The 22,333-nt window shown below is 61.8% G+C and carries 21 protein-coding genes; 8 read left to right on the forward strand and 13 right to left on the reverse strand.

Annotation, left to right across the window (positions count from 1 at the left end; genetic code table 11):
* The first annotated feature begins 29 nt into the window (after positions 1-29).
* The gene (locus QQK16_RS00925) at positions 30-1,124 is read left to right on the forward strand and encodes a hypothetical protein (protein ID WP_284194548.1); all 1,095 of its coding nucleotides are present in this window, start codon (positions 30-32) and stop codon (positions 1,122-1,124) included.
* Between the two features lie 114 nt (positions 1,125-1,238).
* Here QQK16_RS00925 and QQK16_RS00930 read toward each other — a convergent pair whose 3' ends face one another.
* Positions 1,239-1,403, reverse strand: a complete 165-nt coding sequence (locus QQK16_RS00930; protein ID WP_284194549.1) for a hypothetical protein — start codon at positions 1,401-1,403, stop codon at positions 1,239-1,241.
* Between the two features lie 328 nt (positions 1,404-1,731).
* Between QQK16_RS00930 and QQK16_RS00935 the strand changes: the two genes are divergently transcribed.
* Positions 1,732-2,952 (forward strand): DUF805 domain-containing protein, encoded by a 1,221-nt coding sequence (locus QQK16_RS00935; RefSeq protein WP_284194550.1) that lies wholly within the window; start codon positions 1,732-1,734, stop codon positions 2,950-2,952.
* A gap of 93 nt (positions 2,953-3,045) precedes the next feature.
* Positions 3,046-4,161: an ABC transporter substrate-binding protein gene (locus QQK16_RS00940; protein WP_284194551.1), complete on the forward strand. Its 1,116-nt coding sequence runs from the start codon at positions 3,046-3,048 to the stop codon at positions 4,159-4,161.
* 257 nt (positions 4,162-4,418) lie between these two features.
* Here QQK16_RS00940 and QQK16_RS00945 read toward each other — a convergent pair whose 3' ends face one another.
* Positions 4,419-4,652, reverse strand: a complete 234-nt coding sequence (locus QQK16_RS00945; protein WP_308446970.1) for a DUF1289 domain-containing protein — start codon at positions 4,650-4,652, stop codon at positions 4,419-4,421.
* 80 nt (positions 4,653-4,732) lie between these two features.
* Positions 4,733-6,943 (reverse strand): TonB-dependent receptor plug domain-containing protein, encoded by a 2,211-nt coding sequence (locus QQK16_RS00950; protein WP_284194552.1) that lies wholly within the window; start codon positions 6,941-6,943, stop codon positions 4,733-4,735.
* Between the two features lie 253 nt (positions 6,944-7,196).
* Between QQK16_RS00950 and QQK16_RS00955 the strand changes: the two genes are divergently transcribed.
* Together QQK16_RS00955 and QQK16_RS00960 are read left to right on the forward strand one after the other, a co-directional pair.
* Positions 7,197-8,798: an NAD(P)/FAD-dependent oxidoreductase gene (locus tag QQK16_RS00955; protein WP_284194553.1), complete on the forward strand. Its 1,602-nt coding sequence runs from the start codon at positions 7,197-7,199 to the stop codon at positions 8,796-8,798.
* A gap of 2 nt (positions 8,799-8,800) precedes the next feature.
* Positions 8,801-9,238 carry a T6SS immunity protein Tdi1 domain-containing protein gene (locus tag QQK16_RS00960; protein ID WP_284194554.1) on the forward strand — a complete coding sequence of 146 codons (438 nt, stop codon included), beginning with the start codon at positions 8,801-8,803 and terminating at the stop codon, positions 9,236-9,238.
* Between the two features lie 156 nt (positions 9,239-9,394).
* On the opposite strand, the gene QQK16_RS00965 is transcribed toward QQK16_RS00960, so the two are convergent.
* Positions 9,395-10,111, reverse strand: coding sequence for a transporter substrate-binding domain-containing protein (locus tag QQK16_RS00965; RefSeq protein ID WP_284194555.1), 717 nt, complete (start codon positions 10,109-10,111; stop codon positions 9,395-9,397).
* 147 nt (positions 10,112-10,258) lie between these two features.
* Here QQK16_RS00965 and QQK16_RS00970 point away from each other — a divergent pair, with 147 nt between their 5' ends.
* On the forward strand, positions 10,259-11,533 hold the full coding sequence (locus tag QQK16_RS00970) for a hypothetical protein (RefSeq protein WP_284194556.1): 1,275 nt from the start codon (positions 10,259-10,261) through the stop codon (positions 11,531-11,533).
* A gap of 78 nt (positions 11,534-11,611) precedes the next feature.
* On the opposite strand, the gene QQK16_RS00975 is transcribed toward QQK16_RS00970, so the two are convergent.
* On the reverse strand, positions 11,612-12,055 hold the full coding sequence (locus tag QQK16_RS00975) for an Lrp/AsnC family transcriptional regulator (RefSeq protein WP_284194557.1): 444 nt from the start codon (positions 12,053-12,055) through the stop codon (positions 11,612-11,614).
* 130 nt (positions 12,056-12,185) lie between these two features.
* Between QQK16_RS00975 and QQK16_RS00980 the strand changes: the two genes are divergently transcribed.
* Positions 12,186-13,247, forward strand: coding sequence for a S41 family peptidase (locus tag QQK16_RS00980; RefSeq protein WP_284194558.1), 1,062 nt, complete (start codon positions 12,186-12,188; stop codon positions 13,245-13,247).
* A 69-nt stretch (positions 13,248-13,316) separates the two neighbouring features.
* Here QQK16_RS00980 and QQK16_RS00985 read toward each other — a convergent pair whose 3' ends face one another.
* Positions 13,317-14,393 (reverse strand): fatty acid desaturase family protein, encoded by a 1,077-nt coding sequence (locus QQK16_RS00985; RefSeq protein ID WP_284194559.1) that lies wholly within the window; start codon positions 14,391-14,393, stop codon positions 13,317-13,319.
* 11 nt (positions 14,394-14,404) lie between these two features.
* Positions 14,405-15,490 (reverse strand): ferredoxin reductase, encoded by a 1,086-nt coding sequence (locus QQK16_RS00990; RefSeq protein ID WP_284194560.1) that lies wholly within the window; start codon positions 15,488-15,490, stop codon positions 14,405-14,407.
* A gap of 148 nt (positions 15,491-15,638) precedes the next feature.
* Here QQK16_RS00990 and QQK16_RS00995 point away from each other — a divergent pair, with 148 nt between their 5' ends.
* On the forward strand, positions 15,639-16,286 hold the full coding sequence (locus tag QQK16_RS00995) for a TetR family transcriptional regulator (RefSeq protein WP_284194561.1): 648 nt from the start codon (positions 15,639-15,641) through the stop codon (positions 16,284-16,286).
* Between the two features lie 5 nt (positions 16,287-16,291).
* Here the strand turns inward: QQK16_RS00995 and QQK16_RS01000 are convergent, their stop codons facing one another.
* The 6 genes from QQK16_RS01000 to QQK16_RS01025 all read right to left on the reverse strand — a co-directional run bounded on the left by QQK16_RS01000 (position 16,292) and on the right by QQK16_RS01025 (position 22,317).
* Entirely contained in the window at positions 16,292-17,113 is an 822-nt protein-coding gene (locus tag QQK16_RS01000; RefSeq protein ID WP_284194562.1) for a flagellin N-terminal helical domain-containing protein, read from the reverse strand.
* A 144-nt stretch (positions 17,114-17,257) separates the two neighbouring features.
* On the reverse strand, positions 17,258-17,689 hold the full coding sequence (locus QQK16_RS01005; RefSeq protein WP_284194563.1) for a TerB family tellurite resistance protein: 432 nt from the start codon (positions 17,687-17,689) through the stop codon (positions 17,258-17,260).
* Between the two features lie 9 nt (positions 17,690-17,698).
* The gene (locus tag QQK16_RS01010) at positions 17,699-19,501 is read right to left on the reverse strand and encodes an ATP-binding protein (protein WP_284194564.1); all 1,803 of its coding nucleotides are present in this window, start codon (positions 19,499-19,501) and stop codon (positions 17,699-17,701) included.
* Between the two features lie 15 nt (positions 19,502-19,516).
* Positions 19,517-20,224 carry a PspA/IM30 family protein gene (locus tag QQK16_RS01015; RefSeq protein ID WP_284194565.1) on the reverse strand — a complete coding sequence of 236 codons (708 nt, stop codon included), beginning with the start codon at positions 20,222-20,224 and terminating at the stop codon, positions 19,517-19,519.
* Between the two features lie 38 nt (positions 20,225-20,262).
* On the reverse strand, positions 20,263-21,117 hold the full coding sequence (locus QQK16_RS01020) for a hypothetical protein (protein ID WP_284194566.1): 855 nt from the start codon (positions 21,115-21,117) through the stop codon (positions 20,263-20,265).
* 9 nt (positions 21,118-21,126) lie between these two features.
* A complete protein-coding gene (locus tag QQK16_RS01025) occupies positions 21,127-22,317 on the reverse strand; it encodes a transporter substrate-binding and LysM peptidoglycan-binding domain-containing protein (RefSeq protein ID WP_284194567.1) in 1,191 nt (396 codons plus the stop codon).
* Positions 22,318-22,333 lie beyond the last annotated feature (16 nt).

Genomic DNA, 22,333 nt, shown 5'->3' on the forward strand with positions numbered 1-22,333 from the left:
TTTATGACTACCCCGGTATCATGCCCGGCATGCCTACCCTAGACAGCCTACGCCACCAGGCCCAGTTGGCCTTTATCGCCAGCGGCCAGGATATTGAACTCGGCCATCCCGGCCTCTGCCCACGCAACCCGACCCAGCTGGCAGCACTGGTGCCCGGCGATGACGGGGTGCTGGCTACGCTATCGTCTGGCCTTACCGCCTGGGTGCATCACCTAGAGCAGGGTGGCGTGGCCTATGCCATCAAGAAAGCCCGGCCGCAATGCCTGGTGCAAAACCTGGACGGCCAGACTTCGTTCCTGAATGAGCTGCAGCGGCGGCGTGACATTGCCGAAATCCAGGCCCGCCACGGCGGCTTTGCCGGCATGGTACCAACGCTGTATGGCTCGCTGGCCCATGGCATCATCGTTTCGCCGTGGATAGAGGGCGGCACGGTGCAGCAGTGGGACGAACGCAGGCTGCTGCAGTTGTTCGACAGCGGTGCCGAGCTGCTACGCCATGGCCTGTTTGAATGGGACTACTGCCCAGGCAATCTGCTGGATGACGGCCGACAGCTTTGGCTGTTCGACTTTGGCTATATGTACCGGTTTGATCCCCTGCGCCAGTTCAATTCGGCCGGCATGGGCAACGATGTGCCCCAGCACCACCTGGCCGAGCGCTTCGAGACCCGCAACTACTTTGCCTGGTTGCTGCAACTGGAACAGACCCAGGGGCAGGATGCCACCCTGGCGGCATTCCGGCTGGAGAAGGAAATTGCGCTGGAATGCTATCTACGGCTGCGCGCGGACTTGAACGCAGCAGGCGCTACGCTGGATGTGCGCGACTGGCTGGATGCCATCATCAAGCACTGGCGCCAGGCGCTCAAAGGCGAGCTGGAGGCGCTGTACTGGCAAGAAGGCTGGCGTTCGCACCGGCTGGACCTGGATGACGATCTACGCGGCCAGACCTGCACCCCCCGTACCCTGGCCCGATGCGACTGGCTGTTGGATGCTGTCACCCAGCACCATGACACCCTGCGTGCCTGCGGTGCGCTGACGGACGAAGCAGTCTCATCGGATCGCCGCACGCTGCTGGCGCACTACCGACAATTGCGCGAGCAGGCCGAAGAGCTCCAGATCACCACCTAACCCCTGGCCGCAAAACAAAACAGCCCGTGAGGGAACTCACGGGCTGCTCAGTGGGCTGGCGGCAAGCATCGAGTTCTGCCGCCCGGCCCCGGTGGGGAAACTATCGCTAGTGGCTCAAGCATGGCGAGCCGCCTTGGCGGTCTGCGCCACTTGCTGCTGCGCGGCATCCTGCTGGGTTGCAGGCTGGCGCAGATCGGACACGATGGCGACACTGAACAAGGCCAGCAGACCCAGAATCAGGCCGGACTGGAACAGGTCGTTCAATTGGTTGCGTTGCATGGTATGACTCCTGGTTGGTTTATCTGGCAGGCCCCAGCCCGCCTTGCATGGTTGGCATAGTGGCTGAGTGCCCGGCAAGTCGCGACCGGCTTGCGACCAAGTGCAGCTAGACAGGCGCGAATGACGTACAGTGCCGACGAAATGTCTGGCGCCCCCCGGAAAATCCGCCATCAGCAACGCCCAATGACGAAGTCATAACCAAGCCAGGCAAATCAAATACTTAGAACACCCCAGTGGGCGTACCAACCGGTGCAGAACAAGCTTGCCAGCCTCTACATAGACAGGGATGATGCGCGGCTCGTTTGTTTATTCACCTGCTCGCTCCGCCATGTCCGACCACGTTCAACTCTCACTCAGCGGCCTGTTGCTGCCGGGCTATCAACACGCTACCGCCGTCGCCGCCCTTGCGCAGCTGCTCAAGGTCAGTGAGGAAAAAGCCCAGGCCATGCTGGCAGGCCAGCCCACGGTAATCAAAAAGGCCCTGCCCATTGCTGCCCTACCGCGCTATCAGCAGGTACTGGGAGAGATAGGCGTGGAAGTGCTACACGCCCCAGTGGTACAGGCACCTACCACGGCGCCCTTGAGCCTGGCACCTGTCGCGCCATTGGCGCCCGAGCCATCACCTGCGCCGGCAGTACCGCCCGTAGCGGCAGCGCCGGTGCCTGAGGTGGAAACCATCACCTGTCCCTCCTGCCAGTTTGTGCAGCCCAAGCGTACGCTCTGCCGTGAATGCGGCGCCGACATGCCACGGATGATGGCTGCCGCGCGCGAACCCAAGCCCACGGCGCGCGATACCGCCGATGGCAACCCGTATCGGCGGCAGCCAGGCCGAACGGAGGAGCAGCAGGAAGAAACGCGTACCCCGGCTTTCTTCTCTTTCAGCTTTGAAGGCCGCCTCAACCGCCTGCGCTATATCGCCTACAGCACGGCCTTCCTGTTTCCCCTGGTGCTCGCCGCCATCCTGGGCGCTTTGGCATTGGGCTGGGTTGCCCTTGTTGCGATGGTCGTCCTGGTGCCGATATTCGGCCTGCGCTATATGGCATTGCGGCTGCACGATATCGGCCTCAGCGGCAAATGGCTGCTGCTGTTCCCGCTCAGCGGCCTGATGCTGATCACCGGCTCGCCCAAGGCGGCCATGGTGGTGTATGCCATCATCCTCATCGGCTCGTTAGCCTTATGGGTTGTTCCCGGCAATGCCGATACCAATGACTACGGCGCCCCCAATGAACCGAACGGCCCCTGGGTGATCGCAGGTGCCACAGTAGCCATCTTGCTGACGATCTCCTCTGGGTTCAGCGGCTTTACCCGCAGCCCGTTCAAGGCCGGTGTGACGCCTGCCACAATAGAAGAGACTGCGGACGAAGTGACGGCCGATTCCACGGACAGCCAGGAAGAATTGGCGCGCAAGATGGTGGATGCCGCAGCAGAGCAGAACAATCTCGAACTGAGCGAGGCAGACCGCGAGGCAGCCGTACAGGAAGTGCTCACGCGCATGCGCAATGCAGAAGCAGAAGCAGAAGCAGAAGCAGAAGCAGAAGCAGAAGAATAGGTACCTCGCCCTGCTTTATTAGCGCTTCCTTCATCAGGCCACAATATTTGCCCGCCACACTGTCACCATTCGCAATCTGCAAGGTGATCTGGCATGCGCACTCCTCTACTGCTGGCCGGCGTGATACTGGCCCTGATACACCTGCAGCCCATGGCTGCAGGTAACCCCATCCATATATTGCAGGTAACCGACCTGTCCGGCCCCAATGGCGACACCGGCCGCGACTTTGTCACCGGCGCCCAGGTTTACCTGGACCAACTGAATGCCAAAGGCGGTATCGCTGGACGTGAGGTCAAGCTGGTGGTGGAAGACGACAAGGGAGAACAGGCCAATACCGTGGCGCTCAGCCGCAAGGGCGTGGCCCAGTATGCGCCTGCCGCCCTGTTCGGCTATTTTGGTGCCGACAACGTCAAGGCCGTGCTGGCCGACCGCAGCATTGCCAGCCAGGGCATACCTATGGTTGCCCCCTATGTGGGCATCAATCTGCCCTCAGCCAACCCGGTCTATTACCTGCGTGCCAGTTCTGCCGACGAGCTGGCCAAGATCAGCCGCATTGCCACCAGCTCGGGCCTGAACCGGATTGCCCTGGTGACTGGCGACGATGCCCTGGGCCGAGCTGCCGGCGTGGAAATTATTCAGCAGTTGCAAGGCAGCAAGACCCAGCTGGTGGGGCGGGTCAGGCTGGCCAGCAACAGCCTGGAGGTAGACAGCGCGGCCGATACGCTGGCGAGCATCAATCCACAGGCCATCATCCTGGCCGCGCCCACCATTGCCTCGGCTGCCTTTGTGCAGGCCTACCAGCAGCGCCGCCCAGGTACCGCTTTCTACGCCCTGAGCTGGATCAATCCGCAGACCTTGCAGGAGTTCCTGGGGCCAGAGGCGGCTCGCTGGGTAGCCATCAGCGCCCTGGTGCCCTCACCCTACAATCCGACCTCCGCCGTGGCACGCGAGTTTGTCGGCACCCTCAAGAAATACCGCGACGAGCCGCCCAGCTATGCCTCCATGGAAGGCTATATGGCGGCACGCATGCTGGTGGATGCCTTGCGCAAGAGCGGTGGCGATGCCAGCCCGTTCAAGCTGCACCAGAGCCTGGCCAGCTACCGTAGCGATATGGGGGGAGTGCGATTACAACTGGACAGCACCCGTCGACGGGCGCTGAGCCTGGTGGATCTGGCGGTATTTACCAGCGGCGGGCGGCTGGTCAATTAAGCGCGCTGACAAAAACTTCTGCCGTTGTGGTGCAAGCTAGCCGCACCCACATACTGCAAAGTGATGTCGAGCGCCAGCGAGGTTCTCTCCACGCACCGTGCAACGTGGACTTCCGTCGCCGAGCGAGGGCGGAGGGTGTGGATTAAATCAGCGGAGAGCCTACTGTATCAGGCTGCTTTAACGCATAGCGCCAGGGTTTCCCTGGCGCCCGCACAGCCCGACATCAACAGTCAATGACTTAAGTTCATAACAGGCTCTCAGTCCCAATTCAATGTTTCTGACTCATTGCGGCCGCGCGCCAGCCAGGGTGGCGGCTCGCCACGGGCGGCCCAGTAGGCCGTCAGTCTTTGCCATACGGCCTCCTTCTGGGCATCCGTCATGGCCACCCATTGCGCCACCTCGATAAAGCTGCGGCCGCAACCCATGCAGGTTTCGTCCCCCAGGGCGGTAGAACAACGTGCCACACAGGGCGAATCGGGACGAGCGGACATCAGTGGACCTGGGTAGTAAGCATGGCAGCCGCATTCTACCCCATGCCCTCTCCGGCCTGCAGACCTAAACAGTTTTCCGATCAGTACTTTAGTTCCAGAGTGGCCGACCAATAGGCCGCGTTACGCTCCACGCTGTGCTGCTCGCTCCGGCCCGCCTCGGTCTGCCGTGACTCGGTCTGCCGTGCGTCACCGGCACCCAGTTGGTTGGCGGTCAGCCGCAGTTGCACCTGTGGGCTGAACCGCCACGCCGCATACATGTCCAGCGAGCGCTCGCGACCCTTGCGGCGACGGGTACCGGCCTCCAGTTGCACCATCTGGCCGGGCGACCAGTTGTAACTGCCCCCCAGCGTCAAGGGCAGCGACGCCAGCCGGTAATCCATCCCCAGCTTCAGGCGTTCGCTTTCCTGATCCTCCAGTCTATTGTCAGGCCCCGGCAGGTCGTGTACCTGCGACCAGTAGCGGCTATAGGCCAGTTGCAGGTCAAGGGGTATGGCCTGTTCCATCAGCTCGGCCAGCGTAAACTTGGCCTCCAGCTCCACGCCTGTCAGGCTGGCCCGGCCAAGGTTGTAGGGGCGGCGCACCCAGCGCTCCCCTTCCCTGCCTGTACGTTGCCGTACCATATCCTGTATCTGCTGGTGGTTCAGGGCAGCGCTCAGCATGCCGTTCTTGCTCAGATAGTGCTCGTAGGCCGCATTGAACTTCCAGGCCAGTGCCGGCTTGAGTGCCGCATTGCCCGCCAGGTCCGGCGTCAGCTCGGTATTGTCGTCCACCCGCCGTGGCTTGGTCAGCAGGCTGCCCAGGTCTGGCACGGCATAGCTGCGCGATACGCCAAAGCGTAGCTGGTCCTGCTTGCTCTGCGGCAATCGCCACAAGGTCTGCAGGCTGGGGCTCAGCACGCGGCTACGACGGTCCAGGCTGGCCTGGGCATCGCGGCTGCGGCTGACCAATTGCTCCCAACGCAGGCCAGCATAGATGGACCATTGTTCGTTCACCGACCACTCATCCTGCCCATAGGCAGCCAACAGCCAGGTCGAGGCCGTCAACTCACGCCCCAGCCCCGCGTCCATGTCCACCCCGTCCGCCAGTCGGGTCTTGTGCTCTCGCCGTTGCTTCCACTCGGTCTCGTAACCCAGTTCCAGCTTGTGCTCAGCCTCGCTCAAGGGCAGCGACCATTTTCCGCTGTGCGCCAGCCTGACGTCACGATTGTGCTGCCTCTCGTGGACCACCATCGGTGTGCCAGGCGGTAGCACGCCACTGAACACCCGCCGGTTGTCCTCATGGCTACTGCCCTGTCCGACCATCCAGCGCAGCGACAGCTTGCCACCATCCAGCAACGGCATCTGCCGTATCAAGGTGCCCTGCGCCCGCCCCCAACGCCAGTCCACACTGCCCAGCGAGCCATCATAGTCAGGCGCCGTACCCGCCAGCAAAGACCGGCGCTGCACCTCACCTTGGCCTTTATCCTCATTGTGGGACAGCAGCATCTGCAGGCTCAGGCTATCGCCTTCGCCGTAGCGCCAGTTGAGTCGCGGCATCAGATTGAACAACACGCCGCGCGCGCTATAGCGATCTAGCGTCAGCTCATCCTGCTGCTGCAGCCCGGCAGCACTGTAGCGTTGCATCTGCTGCCAAGTGTCGTGCTCGGTCTGGTCGTAATGGCGCAGCAGGGCACCCACGGTGTAGCCCAACCGGTCCAACTGGTCCGAGCGCTGCAGATTGAACTGGGGCTGGGCATAGTGATCCTGCTCGCTATAGCGGCCCCGCAAGCTCAGCTCTGCCGTCTGCTTGCGGCTGCCTTCGCGCAGCACGATATTGAGTATGCCGCCCATGGCCTGGGCGCTGTATTCAGCGGTGGGCGCGCGCAGTATCTCGATGCGCTCGATCTGCGAAGGCGTCAGCGTATCCAGCGAGAATCCACGGGCTATCGGCTCGCCATTGATCAGTATCTGGGTATAGGCGCTACCCATGCCCTGCATGCGTACCTGCAGGCTACGGCCCGAGCCCGAGACGCTCAGTCCTGGCAAGCGCTTGAGCACATCCCCCAGCCCGCTATCGCCATAGCGGCTGATCTCCTCCCGGCCCACCACGATCTTGCCTGCCGTGGACTGACGACGCAGATCGGTTTCCCCCGCCTTTTTGCCACTCACGATCAAGGTCTCGCTAGGCGGTTGCGCTGGCGGCACAAGCGCACCTTCGCCGACATCGGCTGCCGCGGCCGACCAAGCCAGGGTGCATGGCACCAGCAGGCGCGACAGGTGCTGGCGACGGGACATGCGACGGTGTTGCTTCATGTTTTTCTTCGTGCAGTGCTGGGGCGCGCACTATGCCATAAACACCATGGCGGTTTGTAGGCAAACTCACCATGACGGCGCAGTGCTTGCAGGCATCAACACGATAGCGGCTGAAAGTTCATATCAGGCTCTTCACCCAAGGATGCCTTACAATAGAGGGTGTTGCCGCCGGCCTCGTGTCCGGCGGCTTTGCATTACGCTGAACCGGCAGGCCAAACCCTGCCGTGAACTTGCCTTCCCGACTGGAAACACCATGCTGCGCCTGAACGAACTCCGCCTGCCACTAGACCATGCTCCCGAAGCCTTGCCGGCAGCCATTGCCCAGCGGCTCAAGATCAAGCCTGCCGAGCTGTTGGCATTCGAGGTGTTCAAGCGCAGCTACGACGCCCGCCGTGGTCATCCATTGACCCTGATCTACACCCTGGATATCACGGTCGCCAACGAGGCCGCCCTACTCAAGCGCATGGCCGGCGATAACAAGATCGGCCCCTCGCCCGACACCAGTTACCATTTCGTGGGCCAGGCGCCTGCCAACCTGCAGCACCGGCCGGTGGTAGTGGGGTTTGGCCCCTGCGGCATCTTTGCCGCGCTGCTGCTAGCGCAAATGGGCTTCAACCCCATCGTGCTGGAGCGTGGCAAGGAGGTGCGCCAGCGTACCAAGGACACCTGGGGGCTGTGGCGCAAGAATGTGCTCAATCCGGAATCCAACGTGCAGTTCGGCGAAGGCGGTGCCGGTACCTTCTCCGACGGTAAGCTCTACAGCCAGATCAAGGATCCGCGCCATCTGGGCCGCAAGGTACTGGCCGAATTCGTCAAGGCTGGCGCACCCGACGAGATTCTTTACGTCAGCAAGCCGCACATCGGTACCTTCCGCCTGGTCGGCATGGTCGAAAGAATGCGCGAGACCATCACGGCCTTGGGGGGCGAGGTCCGCTTCGAGCAAAAAGTAACCGATATCCTGATCGAAGACGGTGCCATACGCGGACTGGTCCTGGAAAGCGGCGAACAGCTGCGTACCGACCATGTCGTCATGGCACTGGGCCATAGTGCCCGCGATACCTTCCAGGTCCTGCATGACCGTGGCGTGTTCATGGAGGCCAAGCCGTTCTCGGTCGGCTTCCGCATCGAACACCCACAGTCGCTGATCGACCAGGCCCGCTTCGGCAAGCATGCCGGACACCCCCTGCTGGGCGCAGCCGACTACAAGCTGGTACACCATGCCAGCAACGGCCGGTCGGTCTACAGCTTCTGCATGTGCCCTGGCGGGACGGTGGTAGCGGCGACCTCAGAACCCAACCGTGTGGTCACCAATGGCATGAGCCAGTATTCGCGCAATGAGCGCAATGCCAACGCAGGCATCGTGGTCGGCATCACCCCTGACGACTACCCCGGCGGGGTCATGGCCGGCGTGGCGTTCCAGCGCGAGCTGGAATCCCGCGCCTTCGTGCTGGGGGGCGGCAACTACGAAGCGCCAGGCCAACTGGTGGGCGACTTTATCGCCAACCGCGCCTCTACCCAGTTGGGCAGCGTGGAACCCTCGTACAAGCCCGGGGTCAAGCTGGGAAATCTCGATACCGCCCTGCCCGCCTACGCCATCGAGGCCGTACGCGAAGCACTGCCGGCCTTCGGCAAGCAGATCAAGGGCTTCGACATGCACGACGCCGTCCTTACCGGGGTCGAGACCCGTACCTCTTCCCCCCTTCGTATTACCCGAGGCGAGGACTGCCAGAGCCTCAACGTCCGTGGCCTGTTCCCGGCCGGCGAGGGCGCAGGCTACGCCGGCGGAATACTCTCGGCCGGCGTGGATGGCATCAAGGTGGCAGAAGCGTTGGCCTTGAGCGTGCTGAAGGGCTAGCCATGTCCATACTGGGCGCGGTTGAAGCGGCATGGGGATGGACCGGCATTCGACCAATTGAGCTGGTTGGTGAGAATGCTTTCGGTAATTTGATGTTGCGCGATGACGATGGCTGCTACTGGCGACTTTGCCCTGAGGATGGCTACTGTGAAATTGTCGCGTCAAATGCCACCGAACTCGAGAAGCTATCACTGGACCAGGATTTCTTGCATGACTGGTACATGCAAGCCCTCGTGAATGAAGCAAGGTCATTGCTGGGCGAGCTAAACAATGGCCATAAATACTGCCTGAAGATTCCCGGCGTATTGGGCGGCCTTTACGATCGGACCAATCTCGGCACACTGCCGCTTCTAGAGCTGATACATGCCTCAGGCCACATTGCATATCAGATCAAAGACCTACCAGATGGGTCGAACGTCAATCTCAGGATTACTGAGTAAGCAACAGCATCGATTTTCGTAATCCGCAACCGTGAGCCAAAGTAGCCAGGAAATCCATACCTGACGGACACCCCCGCCCTGGCCCGGAGCCTATGTCCGATTTGTGGTGGCGCAAGCACACCCCACTTACTGCAGGTCTTGTATAACCCGCGCTCCTTACTTGAGCGGCGACAGGGCCGCATTGAGCCTGTCCATCACGCTGTCCGGCACCTGCTTGCTGCAAAAAAAGTAGCGCAGCTCGCCTGGGGGCATATCGCCGAAGCGGCGTACGGTCACAACGCCTCGTTGTTCGTCATGCTCGGCCAGCAGCGTGAGCGCTTCCTCCTCGGCGGCGATTGTCAGGTCGGCCATATTCATTGCCACCATGCGGACAATGCCACTACCTGTGTCCGGCGTGTTGATTCGCTGTGCCTGCATCTGTGCCAAGGCCGCATCCAGCGTGGGGCCATAGGAATAGCCCTCCTTCAGTACCACCCGTATGTCACGCCGGCCCAATAGCGCCAGTAGCTTGCTGCCATTGCCCATACGATGGTCGCTCGCCCGTACCATGGCCACAAAGCTGCCGTCGCGGTAGATGGGCAGGCTGTACTTGCCCAGCCGCTCACGCTCCGGTGTCTTGAAACGCCCGATGGCGCAGGCCCGCTCCCGGTTCTGTTCTATCAGCGCCATATGGCGCTTAAAGGGTGCTTCTACCAGGCTGGCGGGGATAGCAGCGGCCTGCATCGCCGCATAGGCTGGGCCGCCCACCAATCCGCCCAGGCCCTGGCCCTCGACATAGGTCAGTGGCGGACGGGTCTCGTAGTAAAAGATCACCGTCTCTGCAGGCGTGGCCAGCGTCGCCATCAATAGCGGTATCAGCACCATGCTCTCCATCAACCACGGCTCGATTCCGACCCGTCATCTCATTCTGGTATGAATCTCGCCGTTGTGCTGCGTCCGGACAGCGGATTTTCGGTGCTATTTACATGCGCGACGGGTCAGGTTTGCTTATCATCGGGCCAAACAACTCAGGACAACGTCATGAATAGCACTCACTACCTGCTACCGCTCTTGCTTGGACTTGCCGCCTGCGGTGGCGGCGGCGGTAGTGATGGCGGCGGCGGAACCACCACGCCTGGTGCCAGCCAGCCCAGCATCCAGTCTTTCGGCGCCACGCCGGCCAATATCACCGCAGGCCAATCGAGCACGCTGAGCTGGCAATCAAGCCATGCCACCAGCCTCAGCATCTCGCCTGGCGTGGGCTTGGTCAGTGGCAACAGTGTTGCCGTTGCACCTGTCACCACCACCACTTACACGCTCACTGCCAGCAATGCCGCCGGCACCATCACGGCCAGCACCACCGTCACCGTGGGTAGCGGCAACAGCAATGGCAGCTATGGCAGCATGGCGGCGGCCAGCTTGGGCATAGGTGCAGCCTTGAACGGCAGCCTCCCCTTCCCGGCCAGCAATGCCTGGAACCAGGATATCTCGGCCGCACCGGTAGACCCTAACTCCACCAACATCCTTACCACCATAGGGCTGACCCGCGGCCTGCATCCAGACTTCGGTGCCGGCCTGTATGAAGGCGCGCCCATAGGCATACCGTATGTGGTGGTCGCCGGCACCCAGGCCAAGGTCAATATCCGCTTCACTGCCTATGGCGACGAAAGCGACCCTGGCCCGTATCCGGTGCCGGGCAATGCACCTATCGAGGGTAAGCGGCCCGATGGCGGGGCATTCGATGGCGACAGGCATGTGCTGGTCGTGGATAAGGACAACAACCGCCTGTATGAGTTGTATCGCGCCTTCCCCCAAAGCGACGGCAGCTGGAACGCCGATGCCGGCGCTGTTTTCCACCTGGATTCCAACACCGTACGCCCCGGCGGCAAGCCCGGCTGGACCAGTGCCGATGCGGCCGGCCTGCCCATCTTTCCTGGCTTGGTGAGGTACGATGAAGCCGCCAGCGGCACGATACGCCATGCGCTGCGCTTTACTGTGAACCAGTCTCGACGCGCCTATGTTCCCCCAGCCACCCACTGGGCCGCCAGTAGCACCGACCCCAATCGAGCGCCCATGGGTATGCGGGTCAGGCTCAAGGCCAGCTATGCGATACCCGCCAGTTTCAGCACCGAGAGCCGGGCCATACTGCAGGCCATGAAAACCTACGGCATGATCGTGGCGGACAACGGCAGCAACTGGTATGTCAGCGGTGCGCCTGATGACCGCTGGAACAATGACAAACTGGTGCGCGAGCTAGGCAGCGTGAAGGGCGCTGACTTCGAGGTCATCCGCATGGATGGACTGGTCACCCCCTGACACACATAGCAACCGTCACAGCTTCGACCGACGGTTGCACCCTGCTGGCCCATGATGTCGTGGGCCAGCAGCAAGGGCCTAGCGGCCCAATCTGCCCTTGACCGGCACCTGGCTCAGAATCAGTCGGCTGTAGGTCTCCTGTACGCCAGCACGTTCACGCAGCGCCTCTATCAGCCGTACCAGATCCTGCTGGTCTGCACAGGCTGCGCGCACCATATAGTCAAAAGCCCCGGTCAGCAGCGTCGCCTCCACGATACCCGGTATGGTCTGTATCACGGCCTCGAAGTTGGCTGCCGAGGTATCGGGTCGCATCTTGATATCGATCAGCGCCTCCAGCGGCAGACCCAGCGCCCCCATGTCCACCCGTGCATGAAAGCCCTGCAAGATGCCCTGCGCCTGCATCCGTCTCACGCGCTCCGCCACCGCATTGGCGCTCAGGTGTACCTGCTCGGCCAGCTCGCGGAAAGTCAGCCGAGCGTCTCGTCGCAGCAGATCAACAATATCTCTGTCCAGCTTATCCATCGCAGATTTTTCCACTGTTAAATATTCAAAACACCACAGAAATACTCACCAATCTCCGCGCGCACCTCGATAAGATTGGCGGTCTCAGCAGCAATCCTACAATAGAAGATAGAGAACCCAGATGACTTCCATGCAACGCTCACAACGCACCCTGTTTGCCGGCCTGCTGGCCACCGGCCTGCTCAGCGCCGACCTGCAAGCCGCACAGCCCGACATGACCATAGACGCCAAGGTACGCCAGGAAGTCATCAGTAATACCATCAAGTACCTGGGTGACAACTATGTCTTCCCCGACATGGCCAGCAAGCTGGTGCAAGACCTCAAGGCGCGGCAACAGCGTGGCGAATACGATAAGCTCACCAGCGCCACCGAGTTTGCCAAGCAGTTGACCGCCGACATGCAGGCCCTGAGCCGCGACAAGCACCTGAATGCCCGCTATCGGCACGAACCCATTGCCGACGACCGCACCACGGCCAGTGAGTCGGCCGAGGAATTGGCACGCTATGCCCGCCAGGCGCGTGCACATAACTATGGTTTCAGCAAAATTGAGCGGCTGCCGGGCAATGTAGGGTATCTAAAGCTGGACGGCTTTGAAGACCCCTCGGTCGGAGGCGCCACGGCCACCGCCGCCATGAACCTGCTGGCCAACAGCGAAGCGCTGATTGTAGACCTGCGTGAAAACGGCGGCGGCAGCCCGGAGATGGTGCAATGGATCACCTCCTACCTGTTTGGCACCACCCCGGTACACCTGAATGACCTCTATTACCGGCCACAGAATGAAACCACCCAGTACTGGACCCATGCCCATGTGCCAGGTGCCCGCATGGCTGACACCCCCGTCTATGTGCTGACCGCCAAGCGTACTTTCTCGGCAGCCGAGGAGTTCAGCTACAACCTGAAGAACCTCAAGCGCGCCACTCTCGTCGGCGAAACCACTGGCGGCGGCGCCCATCCCGGCGACCGGTATCGGGCACACGCGCACTTCAGCGTGTTTGTTCCCACCGGCCGCGCCATCAACCCCATCAGCAAGACTAACTGGGAAGGCACGGGTGTAGTACCGGACGTGGCCGTGCCTGCGGCGGAGGCCCTGACCACCGCACACAAGCTGGCCCTGGAAAAGCTGGCCAAGGACGGACGCGACGAACCAGCCCGCAAGATGGCAGCCATGGCCCTGAGCAAGCCGGCCAACTAAGGTATCTCGCTGCACCATGCAAAACGGCACCTCCAGGGGTGCCGTTTTGCATGCCAGTGACTGCCGGGTTCAAACAGGCTGCATGGCCGGCCGGCTAGGGAAGGCGTGGCGGAACAGGCGCACCAGTACGGTGAAGAACTGGCCGGCAAAGCTGCCGGTGTTGTAATGCTGACCGTAGCGCTGGCAGATTTCGCGTACTTCCACCGCCATGCTGGCATAGCGCCGCGCGGGGATATCCGGAAACAGATGGTGCTCGATCTGATGGCTGAGATTGCCGGTCAGGAAGTGCAGCCAACGGCTGCCCGAGAGATTCGAGGAACCGCGTAGCTGCCGTACATACCAGCCACCACGGGTCTCGTCCTTGAGTACGGATAGCGGAAAGACTTCGGCGTCCTCGGTGAAATGGCCGCAGAAGATCACGGTGAACGTCCACAGATTACGCAGCAGGTTGGCCACCGCATTGCCGGCCAGCACCGCCAGCCAGTGCGGCCCGGCGATCAGCGGGAAGAACACATAGTCCTTGATGAACTTGCGCCATAGCTTGCGCAGCACCGGTGGCGCCTTGACCTTGAGTTCGGACAGTTTGGCGCGGCCCCGCAGATAGCGGTCCAACTTGAGGTCGAAGACCGCGATGGCGTACTCGAAGAACACCGCCTGCAGCAATGCCCACAGGGGCTGCAGCAGGTAGAAGGGCCGCCAGCGTTGTTCGGCAAAGATGCGCACCGTGCCGTAGCCGATGTCGTGATCCTTGCCCAGCACATTGGTGTAGGTGTGGTGCTGGTAGTTGTGCGTGCGCCGCCAAGCATCGCTGGTGCAGCTATGGTCCCACTCGAAGTGCTTGCCCGAAAATTCCGGGTCGTTCATGAAGTCATACTGGCCATGCATCACATTGTGGCCCAGCTCCATATTGTCCACGATCTTGGAGAAAGCCAGCAGCAGCACACCCAGGCACCAGGTGGGCGGGAAAAAACCAGCAAACAGCATCAGCCGACCAGCCAGCTCGGTAATGCGTACGCTGGCACGGACACGGCGGATATACCGTGCATCGGCCTCGCCCAGCTCGGCCAGGTGGCGGTTGCGCAGGGCATCTAGCTCGGCCCCGAAGGCCGCCAGCTGGTCTGGGTTCAAGCTCAGACTTTTACTCATGGTGGTCTCGTTTACAGATCCAGCACGACATTACCCACGGGTGCTGTGATGCACAGCCGTATGGTTTCGTCGGGCTTGGTGGAAATCTCGCCAGTACGCAGGTCGCGCACGGCGCCTTCGCGCTTTTGGCAGGTACAGGTATTGCAGATACCCATGCGGCAACCGCTGGCAGGCTTGAGGCCATGCGCCTCGGCTTGCTCAAGCAGGGTGCCGCCGGTACGGCCAGCCAGCTGCCGGCGTGCCCTGGCAAAGGTCAGCGTCACCGGCTTATCGTCTTCCAGGTGCCAGGTAGGCGGCGTAAACGACTCACAGGCCAGACCTTGCCAACCGCGCTGCTGCCATACCGCCTGCACTGCCTCGGTAAAACCATGGCTGCCACAGGCGAACACCGCGCTGCCCTCGGCCTTGGGTACCAGGGCATCGAGCTGGGCGGCGCTGAAGCGTCCAGCCTGCTCCCCCGCCTGGGCTTGTTCCCCGGTGAGGCAGACATGCAGATGCAGGCCCGGGTAGGCCCGCAACTCGTCCAGATAAGCCATTTGGTTACGGTGGCGGCCGTAATAGAGCAGATTCAGCTCGCCCTGATAGCCACGGGCTTTGAGCTCGCGCAGCATGGCCAGGATGGGGGTAATGCCGCTGCCGGCAGCCAGGAACAGCAAACGGGGCGGCAAGGTATCGGGCAGCACGAAGTCGCCTTCGGCCTGGCCTATCTCCAGATAACCGATGGAGTCGGCCTCCTCGTGCAGCAGGCTGGAGACCAGGCCTTCCTTCAGGCGTTTGATTGCGATCTCGATACGGCCATTGGCTGCCCGCATGGGGCTGTAGCGGCGGGTATGCCGCACGCCGTCTTTCTCCAGCGTCACGGCCACATGCTGGCCCGCGCGAAAACCACGCCAGTTACGGCTGGGCGATAGTGTCAGCACCACGGTGGCCTCGCCCTCCAGCCGGCGGGCCTTGAGCCGGGCGAATACCCGGCGCAATTGCAGTTGGGGGTGCAGCAGGCGGCCGTAGTAATCAAATACGTCCTCGCGCAGAAAGGCGGCCAGCGGACGTGTCAGCGGCAGGGCGAGGTTGACGAGCGCAGCGGGGATAAGCGGCATGTCTGAGATTGAGAAGTGAACAAGTGTTTACCAAGATGCCAGTCAAATGCAACTCAGTCAACAGTTGTTCACTAAATATTCTACAGGCTGCCCCAAGGTAGCCGCCTTCTGCTACATTGCAGCGCAATTGCATGATTACCTTGGGTATATGACTTTGTTGATACGCGCAGAAAAGAAACAGCAGACCCGCCAGGCCCTGCTGGACGCCGCACTGACCCTGATGGCCGATGGCCAGGGTTTCAGCGCCGTCAGTCTGCGTGAAGTCACCCGTCAGGTGGGTATCGTGCCGGCGGCCTTCTATCGCCACTTTCCCGACATGGACGCGCTGGGCCTCGCCCTGGTCGAACAGGTGAGTTCCACCTTCCGCGAGGCCATACGGCTGGTTCGCCGCAATGAGCTGGAACAATATGGTGCCATCCATGCTTCGGTACGCATATTTGCCGAGTACGTGGTGGCCTACCGCCAGCACTTCCTGTTTCTGGCGCGGGAGCAATACGGCGGCTCAGCCGCCGTGCGGCAGGCCATCAACGCCATGCAGCGTGATTTCATTACCGATCTGGAGGCGGACCTGGCACTCAGCCCTCGGCTCAGTCATCTGGGCCCGGAAGACTACGAAGTCCTGGCCAGCCTGGTGGTGAAAACGGTATTCACCACCCTGCCCGAGCTGATCAACCCGCATGAATCCGATCAGCCCGACAGCCGCAGCCCGGCTCATCAATTGGAAGACAAACTGCGCTTTATCCTGATCGGCGCCAAGCACTGGCGTGGCATCAAGGCACGCACGGACGGCGACTGACCCCGTCAGGATCGAAGCAAGGACAATACCGCACGCGGCTGGGCATTGGCCTGCGCCTGCATGGCAATGCCGGCCTGGGTACGGATATTGGCAGCGGCCAGATCCGCCGATGTTTTGGCATAGTCGGTATCGCCAATGCGGCTTTTCGCCGCCGACAGGTTTTCGCTGCTGTTGCGCAGGGCATCAATGCTGGCGCCAAAGCGGCTGCTCACGGCGCCCAGGGTGGCGCGCTGCTGGCTCAAGGTGCCAATATCGGCGTCGATGCGGCCCAAGGCCTGCTGTGCCTTGGCCGGGCTGGACAAATCAACCCGTCCTGCGGCACTGGCCACCACGCCGGATGACAGATCGCCCAGTGCCAGATTGATCTCATTGCCCGCATTGGGCCCCGCCTGAAAGCGCAAGGTATTACCCTGGAACAGGGCCTGGCCATTGAAGTTGGCGCTGGAGAGGGTATCGGCACTGGCCTGGCTTAGCGCATCCGCCTCACTTTGCAGGGCCGCCCTGTCCTGCGCGTTCAGGGTGCCATTGCCGGCCTGCACCGCCAGTTCGCGGATACGTTGGCTATTGTCGCCCACGCTGCTCAAAGCGCCCTCGGCCGTTTGCGCCAGCGATATCCCATCGCTCAGATTGCGCGCAGCCTGGTTGCTACCGGTAATCTGCGCGGCAAAGCGCTCGACGATGGCGCTGGCCGCGGCATCGACCGCTGCGCTGGTCAACCGTTTGCCCGACGACAACTGCCCCAAGGCCAGTCCCTGGGCATCACGGCTGGGCTGTAGATTGCGCTGCGCATTGAGCGCAGGCAGGTTGCTGGCTATACCCTTGATCATGGCTCGCTCCCCCGCTGAATATCTCGCTTGGAACGAGCTTAGGCCAGCCAGTTGCAGGCTGTGGCAACTAGCCGACTAGCGGGTAGGCACCCTGAACGGCCGCCATGGCCGACAAGCTACCCACCCACAGGCTGAGCCTGCCCTTTACTCCAGGCCCTTGGCCAGCGCCGCTACCGATTGCGCATCCGGGAGATGCGCCAGGGAGCTGAGGAAGGCCACGCGTACCTCGGCAGTCCGCTCCTGCACCACGGCCTCGGGCAAACCCAACTGGGCCGCGATAGCGGCGATCGCGACCTTCTCTTCTGCGCTGTAGTGGCCATCGGCAAAGGCACAGGCCAGGCACAGGTCCAATACCAGCTGCTTGTGCCCGGCCGAGGCAAACAGCCCAGCTGCGAAGGCTTCGGTGGTATTGGCATCGAACGCCCCCAGGGCGGGTTCAGCCTGCTGCCAGAAGCCGCTGATCAGGCTTGATTCCGCCGGGTGCAGGCCATGCGAGCGGGCCACCTGCAACATGGCCAGACAGCTGGATTTGACCTGTTCGGCAGAAAACGCGGGCAAGGTTTGATCGATAAACATGAAGTCTCCTCAATGAATGATGTGCTGCAGTTGTAGCAACTGCGCTTGCATGGCTTCGGTGCTCAGGTCTTGCAGATGGGCGGGCAACCAGGATCGGCGTGAGCATTCCAGCGCCGCCAGCAACTCCATGTAACGAACCATATTCCTGTCCTGCGGCGGCATGAAGTCGGCCACCGCCTGCTCGAACTGTTCGGCACTGATGCTGCTGCCCTGGTCGCTGACGCTGGCCGCAGCCAGCAGCACCACGGCCTCAAGATCGGCATTGGAATACCCGGCCAGCGGCGTACAGGCTTGCAGGCGCTGTGCATCGGTAGCCACCCAGGACATACCGTGCCGCGCCAGCAGTGCGCCTACAATTTCGACCCGCTCGGCGTCGGTCTGGGCGTAGAAAAACGGTAATTTGACGTCCAGCCGGCCTGGCCGCTTGATATCGATATCGAGCTTGTCCGGCCGGTTGGTCATCATGATGAACAGCACGCGCCCACGGTTTTCAGGTTCGGACATAAACGTCTTCAAGCGGGCAATCACGCGAGAGCTGGTGCCGCCATCGCTGTCTTCGCTACGTGAGCCAAAGCTGCGATCACCCTCGTCTATCACCAGCGCTACCGGCCCCATGACCTTGACCATGGCCAGTACCCGCTCAAGGTTGGACTCGGTGGCACCTACCCATTGCGAGCGGAAATTCTTCAGCATGACGCCGTTGAGACCCGCCTCTTTCAGGAAGGCCTTGATCACAAAGGTCTTGCCCGACCCCATGGGGCCGACTGCCAGTAGCCCCATGGGCGCCCGGCGTATGTCACCTTCTCGCAGCGCCTTGGCCACGCGTGCCAGCTCGGTCTTGATGGCAGCATTGCCACCAACCACTTCCAGGCCATGCCGGGGCTCGATGAACTCGATCAGGCCCGAGCATTCCTTTTCCAGGATTTCGCGCTTGCGGCGACGGATGACCGCCATCACCTCGTCTTCACCCTCCTCGTGTTCCTCAGGGGTGGCCGGTGCAATCAGGGCACGGATGGCCTGCCTGCTCATGCCTGCCGTCACCCGGGCGAACTCCTGGGCACGGCTTGCAGCATCGGGACTTTCACCGAGCAGCCCGGCGATATAGCTGCGCCGCGCCGCCTCATCCAATCCATCGGCACGGCCGTGGTCGCTGACGATGCTGGATATCTGCACCAGACGCAGACCAGCCGTCTGCTCCGCAATGCGGGTGCGCTGCTCGGCCGACAAGGCCGGGGCGAATTGGGCGATGGCCTCGGTGCGGGCAGCCTCGTCCGGCAAACCCAGGTCGATGGCGATAATGCGTGGATTGCTCAGCAGCGAGGGCGCCAGCGAGGTCAGTGTCTCGGCCACCAGGATGATGATTGCATCGGACCTGCCCAGCGCCTCGTCCAGAGACCAGCGATGGAGGGTAGTGACGGCAGCCCGCTCTTCAAAGGACAGATGGTGCGTCTCGGCAGCCGGGAACAGGGTCTCGGCATAGGGCACCACCACAGCCGTATTGTGGTGGGTGCGCATATGGCTCTCCAGGTACTGGAGGGCGCCACCCAGGCCTTTCTCCTGCAGGCCATCGAGCGAGGGCAAGGCCCGCTGGCTGCGCACTATCCTCACCCCCTGGGCCAGGCTCAGCTCCAGCAGGCTGTCCTTCTTGGCCAGCATGCTGTCCAGCACACGGGGCAGCGCAGCGTAGTCCTTGCCCAGCGGGTAGCTGTCGAACACATTGCCATGCAGGACAAAGACATTGGCCTCGCCCGCCAGATAGCGCTCACGCAGGATGTCGGCCCAGGCCGGCATTTTGATCGGTTCCGCGCTCATGATCCGGCTCCCGCCTTAGAGGGTTTTGCTACCTGCAGCCTTGGCGGCCTGGGCTTCCTTCAGCTTTTCCAGCGTGGCGCGGGCCGAGATGGCGCCGCTGGACACCCGCAGCTGTGCCAGCTTGTTGTCCAGGTCCGAATCGGCCAGTTCGGCGCCGAGCTTGGCGCGGGCCGCCGTGTTGTTGATGTGCTCGCGGACATTATCCAGCGCCCGTACATCCGCCTCCACCGACAGCCCCTCCAGTTGATCCTGAATCTGGATACGGGCCTGCGCACTCTGCAGCTTGGCCAGCATGGAATCCCGCTCGTCCTTCAACTTGGCGATCTCGGCCTTCATGCTGTTGAGAGAGGACTTGGCTTCCTCGGCATCGCGGCGCGACTGCTCAAACTCTACCGACAGCGAGGCTATCGACGCCTCCAGCGCCTCCTTCTTCTGTATCAGCACCACGGCCAGGTCATCCTGCCCGGTGGCTACCGCTGCCTCCAGGTCAGCCGCCACCCGCTTCAGTTCCTCGCCTTGCTTGTTGAGGCAGGAATCGATGTCTTCGCGCCGACGCAGGACGGCAGCAGTGACATCCTTGAGCTTGGCATACTTGGACACCATGGCATCAATGCGATTCTGGTAGGCGATCTCCGGGTGCTCCTTTTCCACATCCTGTATCCACAAAGACATGAAACCCTTGAACAGATTGCCTACCCGCGAGAAGAAGCTGATGTCGGACATGATTTTCCTTCCTGATTGTTCAATGTAAGGCGCTATGACTAACGAGCCGAGCGGACGCTTGCGGCGTCGCCCGTGCGTTTCGTGGTTGGGCTGGGTATGGCGCCCGAAATATCCTCGGCAATCTCCGACTCAATGTCCTGCCGCAGACGCAGGCTGGCGATGGCACCGCTAAGGCGTGCGCCATCGTTCTGTGTGCTCTCGCCCATGACGATCTGGTAAATCTCGGCCAGTTGGTCGGGCAAGGCGACGATGGCAGCCTCAATTGCCGTGCGCTTGCTGAGCATGCGCTGATGCCGGGCAATCAAAGCCTCATACTCGTCCCGCGCCCGTTCAAGCTGGCGGATATCGCTACCGGGCCTGGGGTCGTCGATCTGGTTGACGATGTGGTCCAGCTTGCGATGTATATCCTTGAGATCTATCGCGCTGGTGCGCTCATCCATCACCATCAGCGACAGATGCAGGCCCAAGTATTCGCTGGGCACATCCGCAATGCGTTCCAGATCCTCCAGCCTGAGCGTGCCCGGCTTCTTGCCCGCCAGTTCCAGCAGGCTGGCTACCTGCTGCGCAATGGCCCGGTGTCCTTCCTCATACTGGCGGAACTGACTGGGGCTGGAACAACGCCTGCGTATCTCCCCCATCACCCGCTGCGTATGCTCCACCCTATGCTGCTGGCCACGCCGGGTATCGGCCCAATGCCTGAACGTGGTCATGTCGGGCACGAACAGACAGGCCACGAACTCCAGCGCCAGCGTACCCAGCAAGGGGAATGCCGCCCCCAGCAAGCCATAGGGAAACGACAGGAAGACAGCCGTGGCCACCCCGCCCAGCATCAAACTGACATTGCCTGGGCTTTGCAGAAAATCCGATAAGTAGCTTGGCTTGTTATCACTCATCGCAGCGCATCAGCCCTTGGGGATGACCAGCTTCTGGCCGACCTGGATCAAGTCGGGATTGGGCAGGTTGTTGCGGACCTCGATCTCGGCATAACGTGCCTTGTTACCCAGCAGGCGGGTAGCGATGATGGACAGGGTATCGCCCGGCTTGACCACATAGACCGTCTCGTTGCCATTGGCGCCAGCGACACGACCCAGATTGTTGCTGATGAAATACTTGCGCAGCAGATCCAGGTATTCGGGCGACTGCTTGACCTTGCTGATGGCGGTATTGAGGTTCTGCAGCAGCTCGGCATCGCCCTTGCGGACACCAATCTTGTAACGCACATCCGATTGCGGCAGCTTGGCAACCGCAAACACCAGGTCGGTGCCGGCAATTTCGGCCACGCCGAAGGGGTAGTCATAAATCAGGGCATCCACCTGGCCCGATTGGATGGCACGCTTGATCCAGTCACGCTCGCCATTGGTGCTGGCATCGCTCAGCTCGACAATCTGCGCACCACGGAAATTCTGCTGGGCATAGGCCCTGGCATCCGGGTCGCCCTGCAGCACCCCTACCTTTTTACCGGCCAGGTCGCTGACGCCGCGTACCGACGAATTCGCCGCTGTGATCAGCGAATAGCCGAAGTCGCTGACATAAGGCACCGTGTAGACCACCCCAGGCTGGTCACCGTCGGCAAAGGTCAGGCCATCGATGGCGATGTCCACCACCGGGTTGCCGCGGCTGTCGTTCTTGGTAAGTTGCTCCGGCACTGCAGGATAGGTGTCGACGATATGGTCGGTATCCAGCACGATCTTGGGATGCTGCTTGGTGAATTCCGATTGGGCAAACAGCAGCTTCATGAAATCCACATTGAAGCCCTTGGGCGCACCGTTCTCCAGCGCAAAAAAGGGCTTGGCGGGCGACTGCACGCTGACGCGGACCACGCCTTTCTCGATAATGCTGCGATAGGAATTGAACCCCGACTGTTGTGCAGCAGGGCTGGCAACCGGTGCGGGCGTGGCAGCCGCCACGGGTGCATCCGCCCCGGGTGCATCCGCCCCGGGTGCCGACGCTGGCGTGCTGGCAGGTGCCGCAGCCGCATCCACGGCTTCGGCAGGTGCCGCTGCCTTGTTCTTGTACAGGTTCCAGCCCACGGATCCCAGGCCAGCCAACACGATCAGCGACAACAGGCCTTTTGACAGGGGGGTCAGTTTCATATTCACATTCCTTGGA

The sequence above is a fragment of the Chitinimonas prasina genome, from assembly GCF_030160395.1.
Lineage (GTDB): Bacteria > Pseudomonadota > Gammaproteobacteria > Burkholderiales > Chitinimonadaceae > Chitinimonas > Chitinimonas prasina.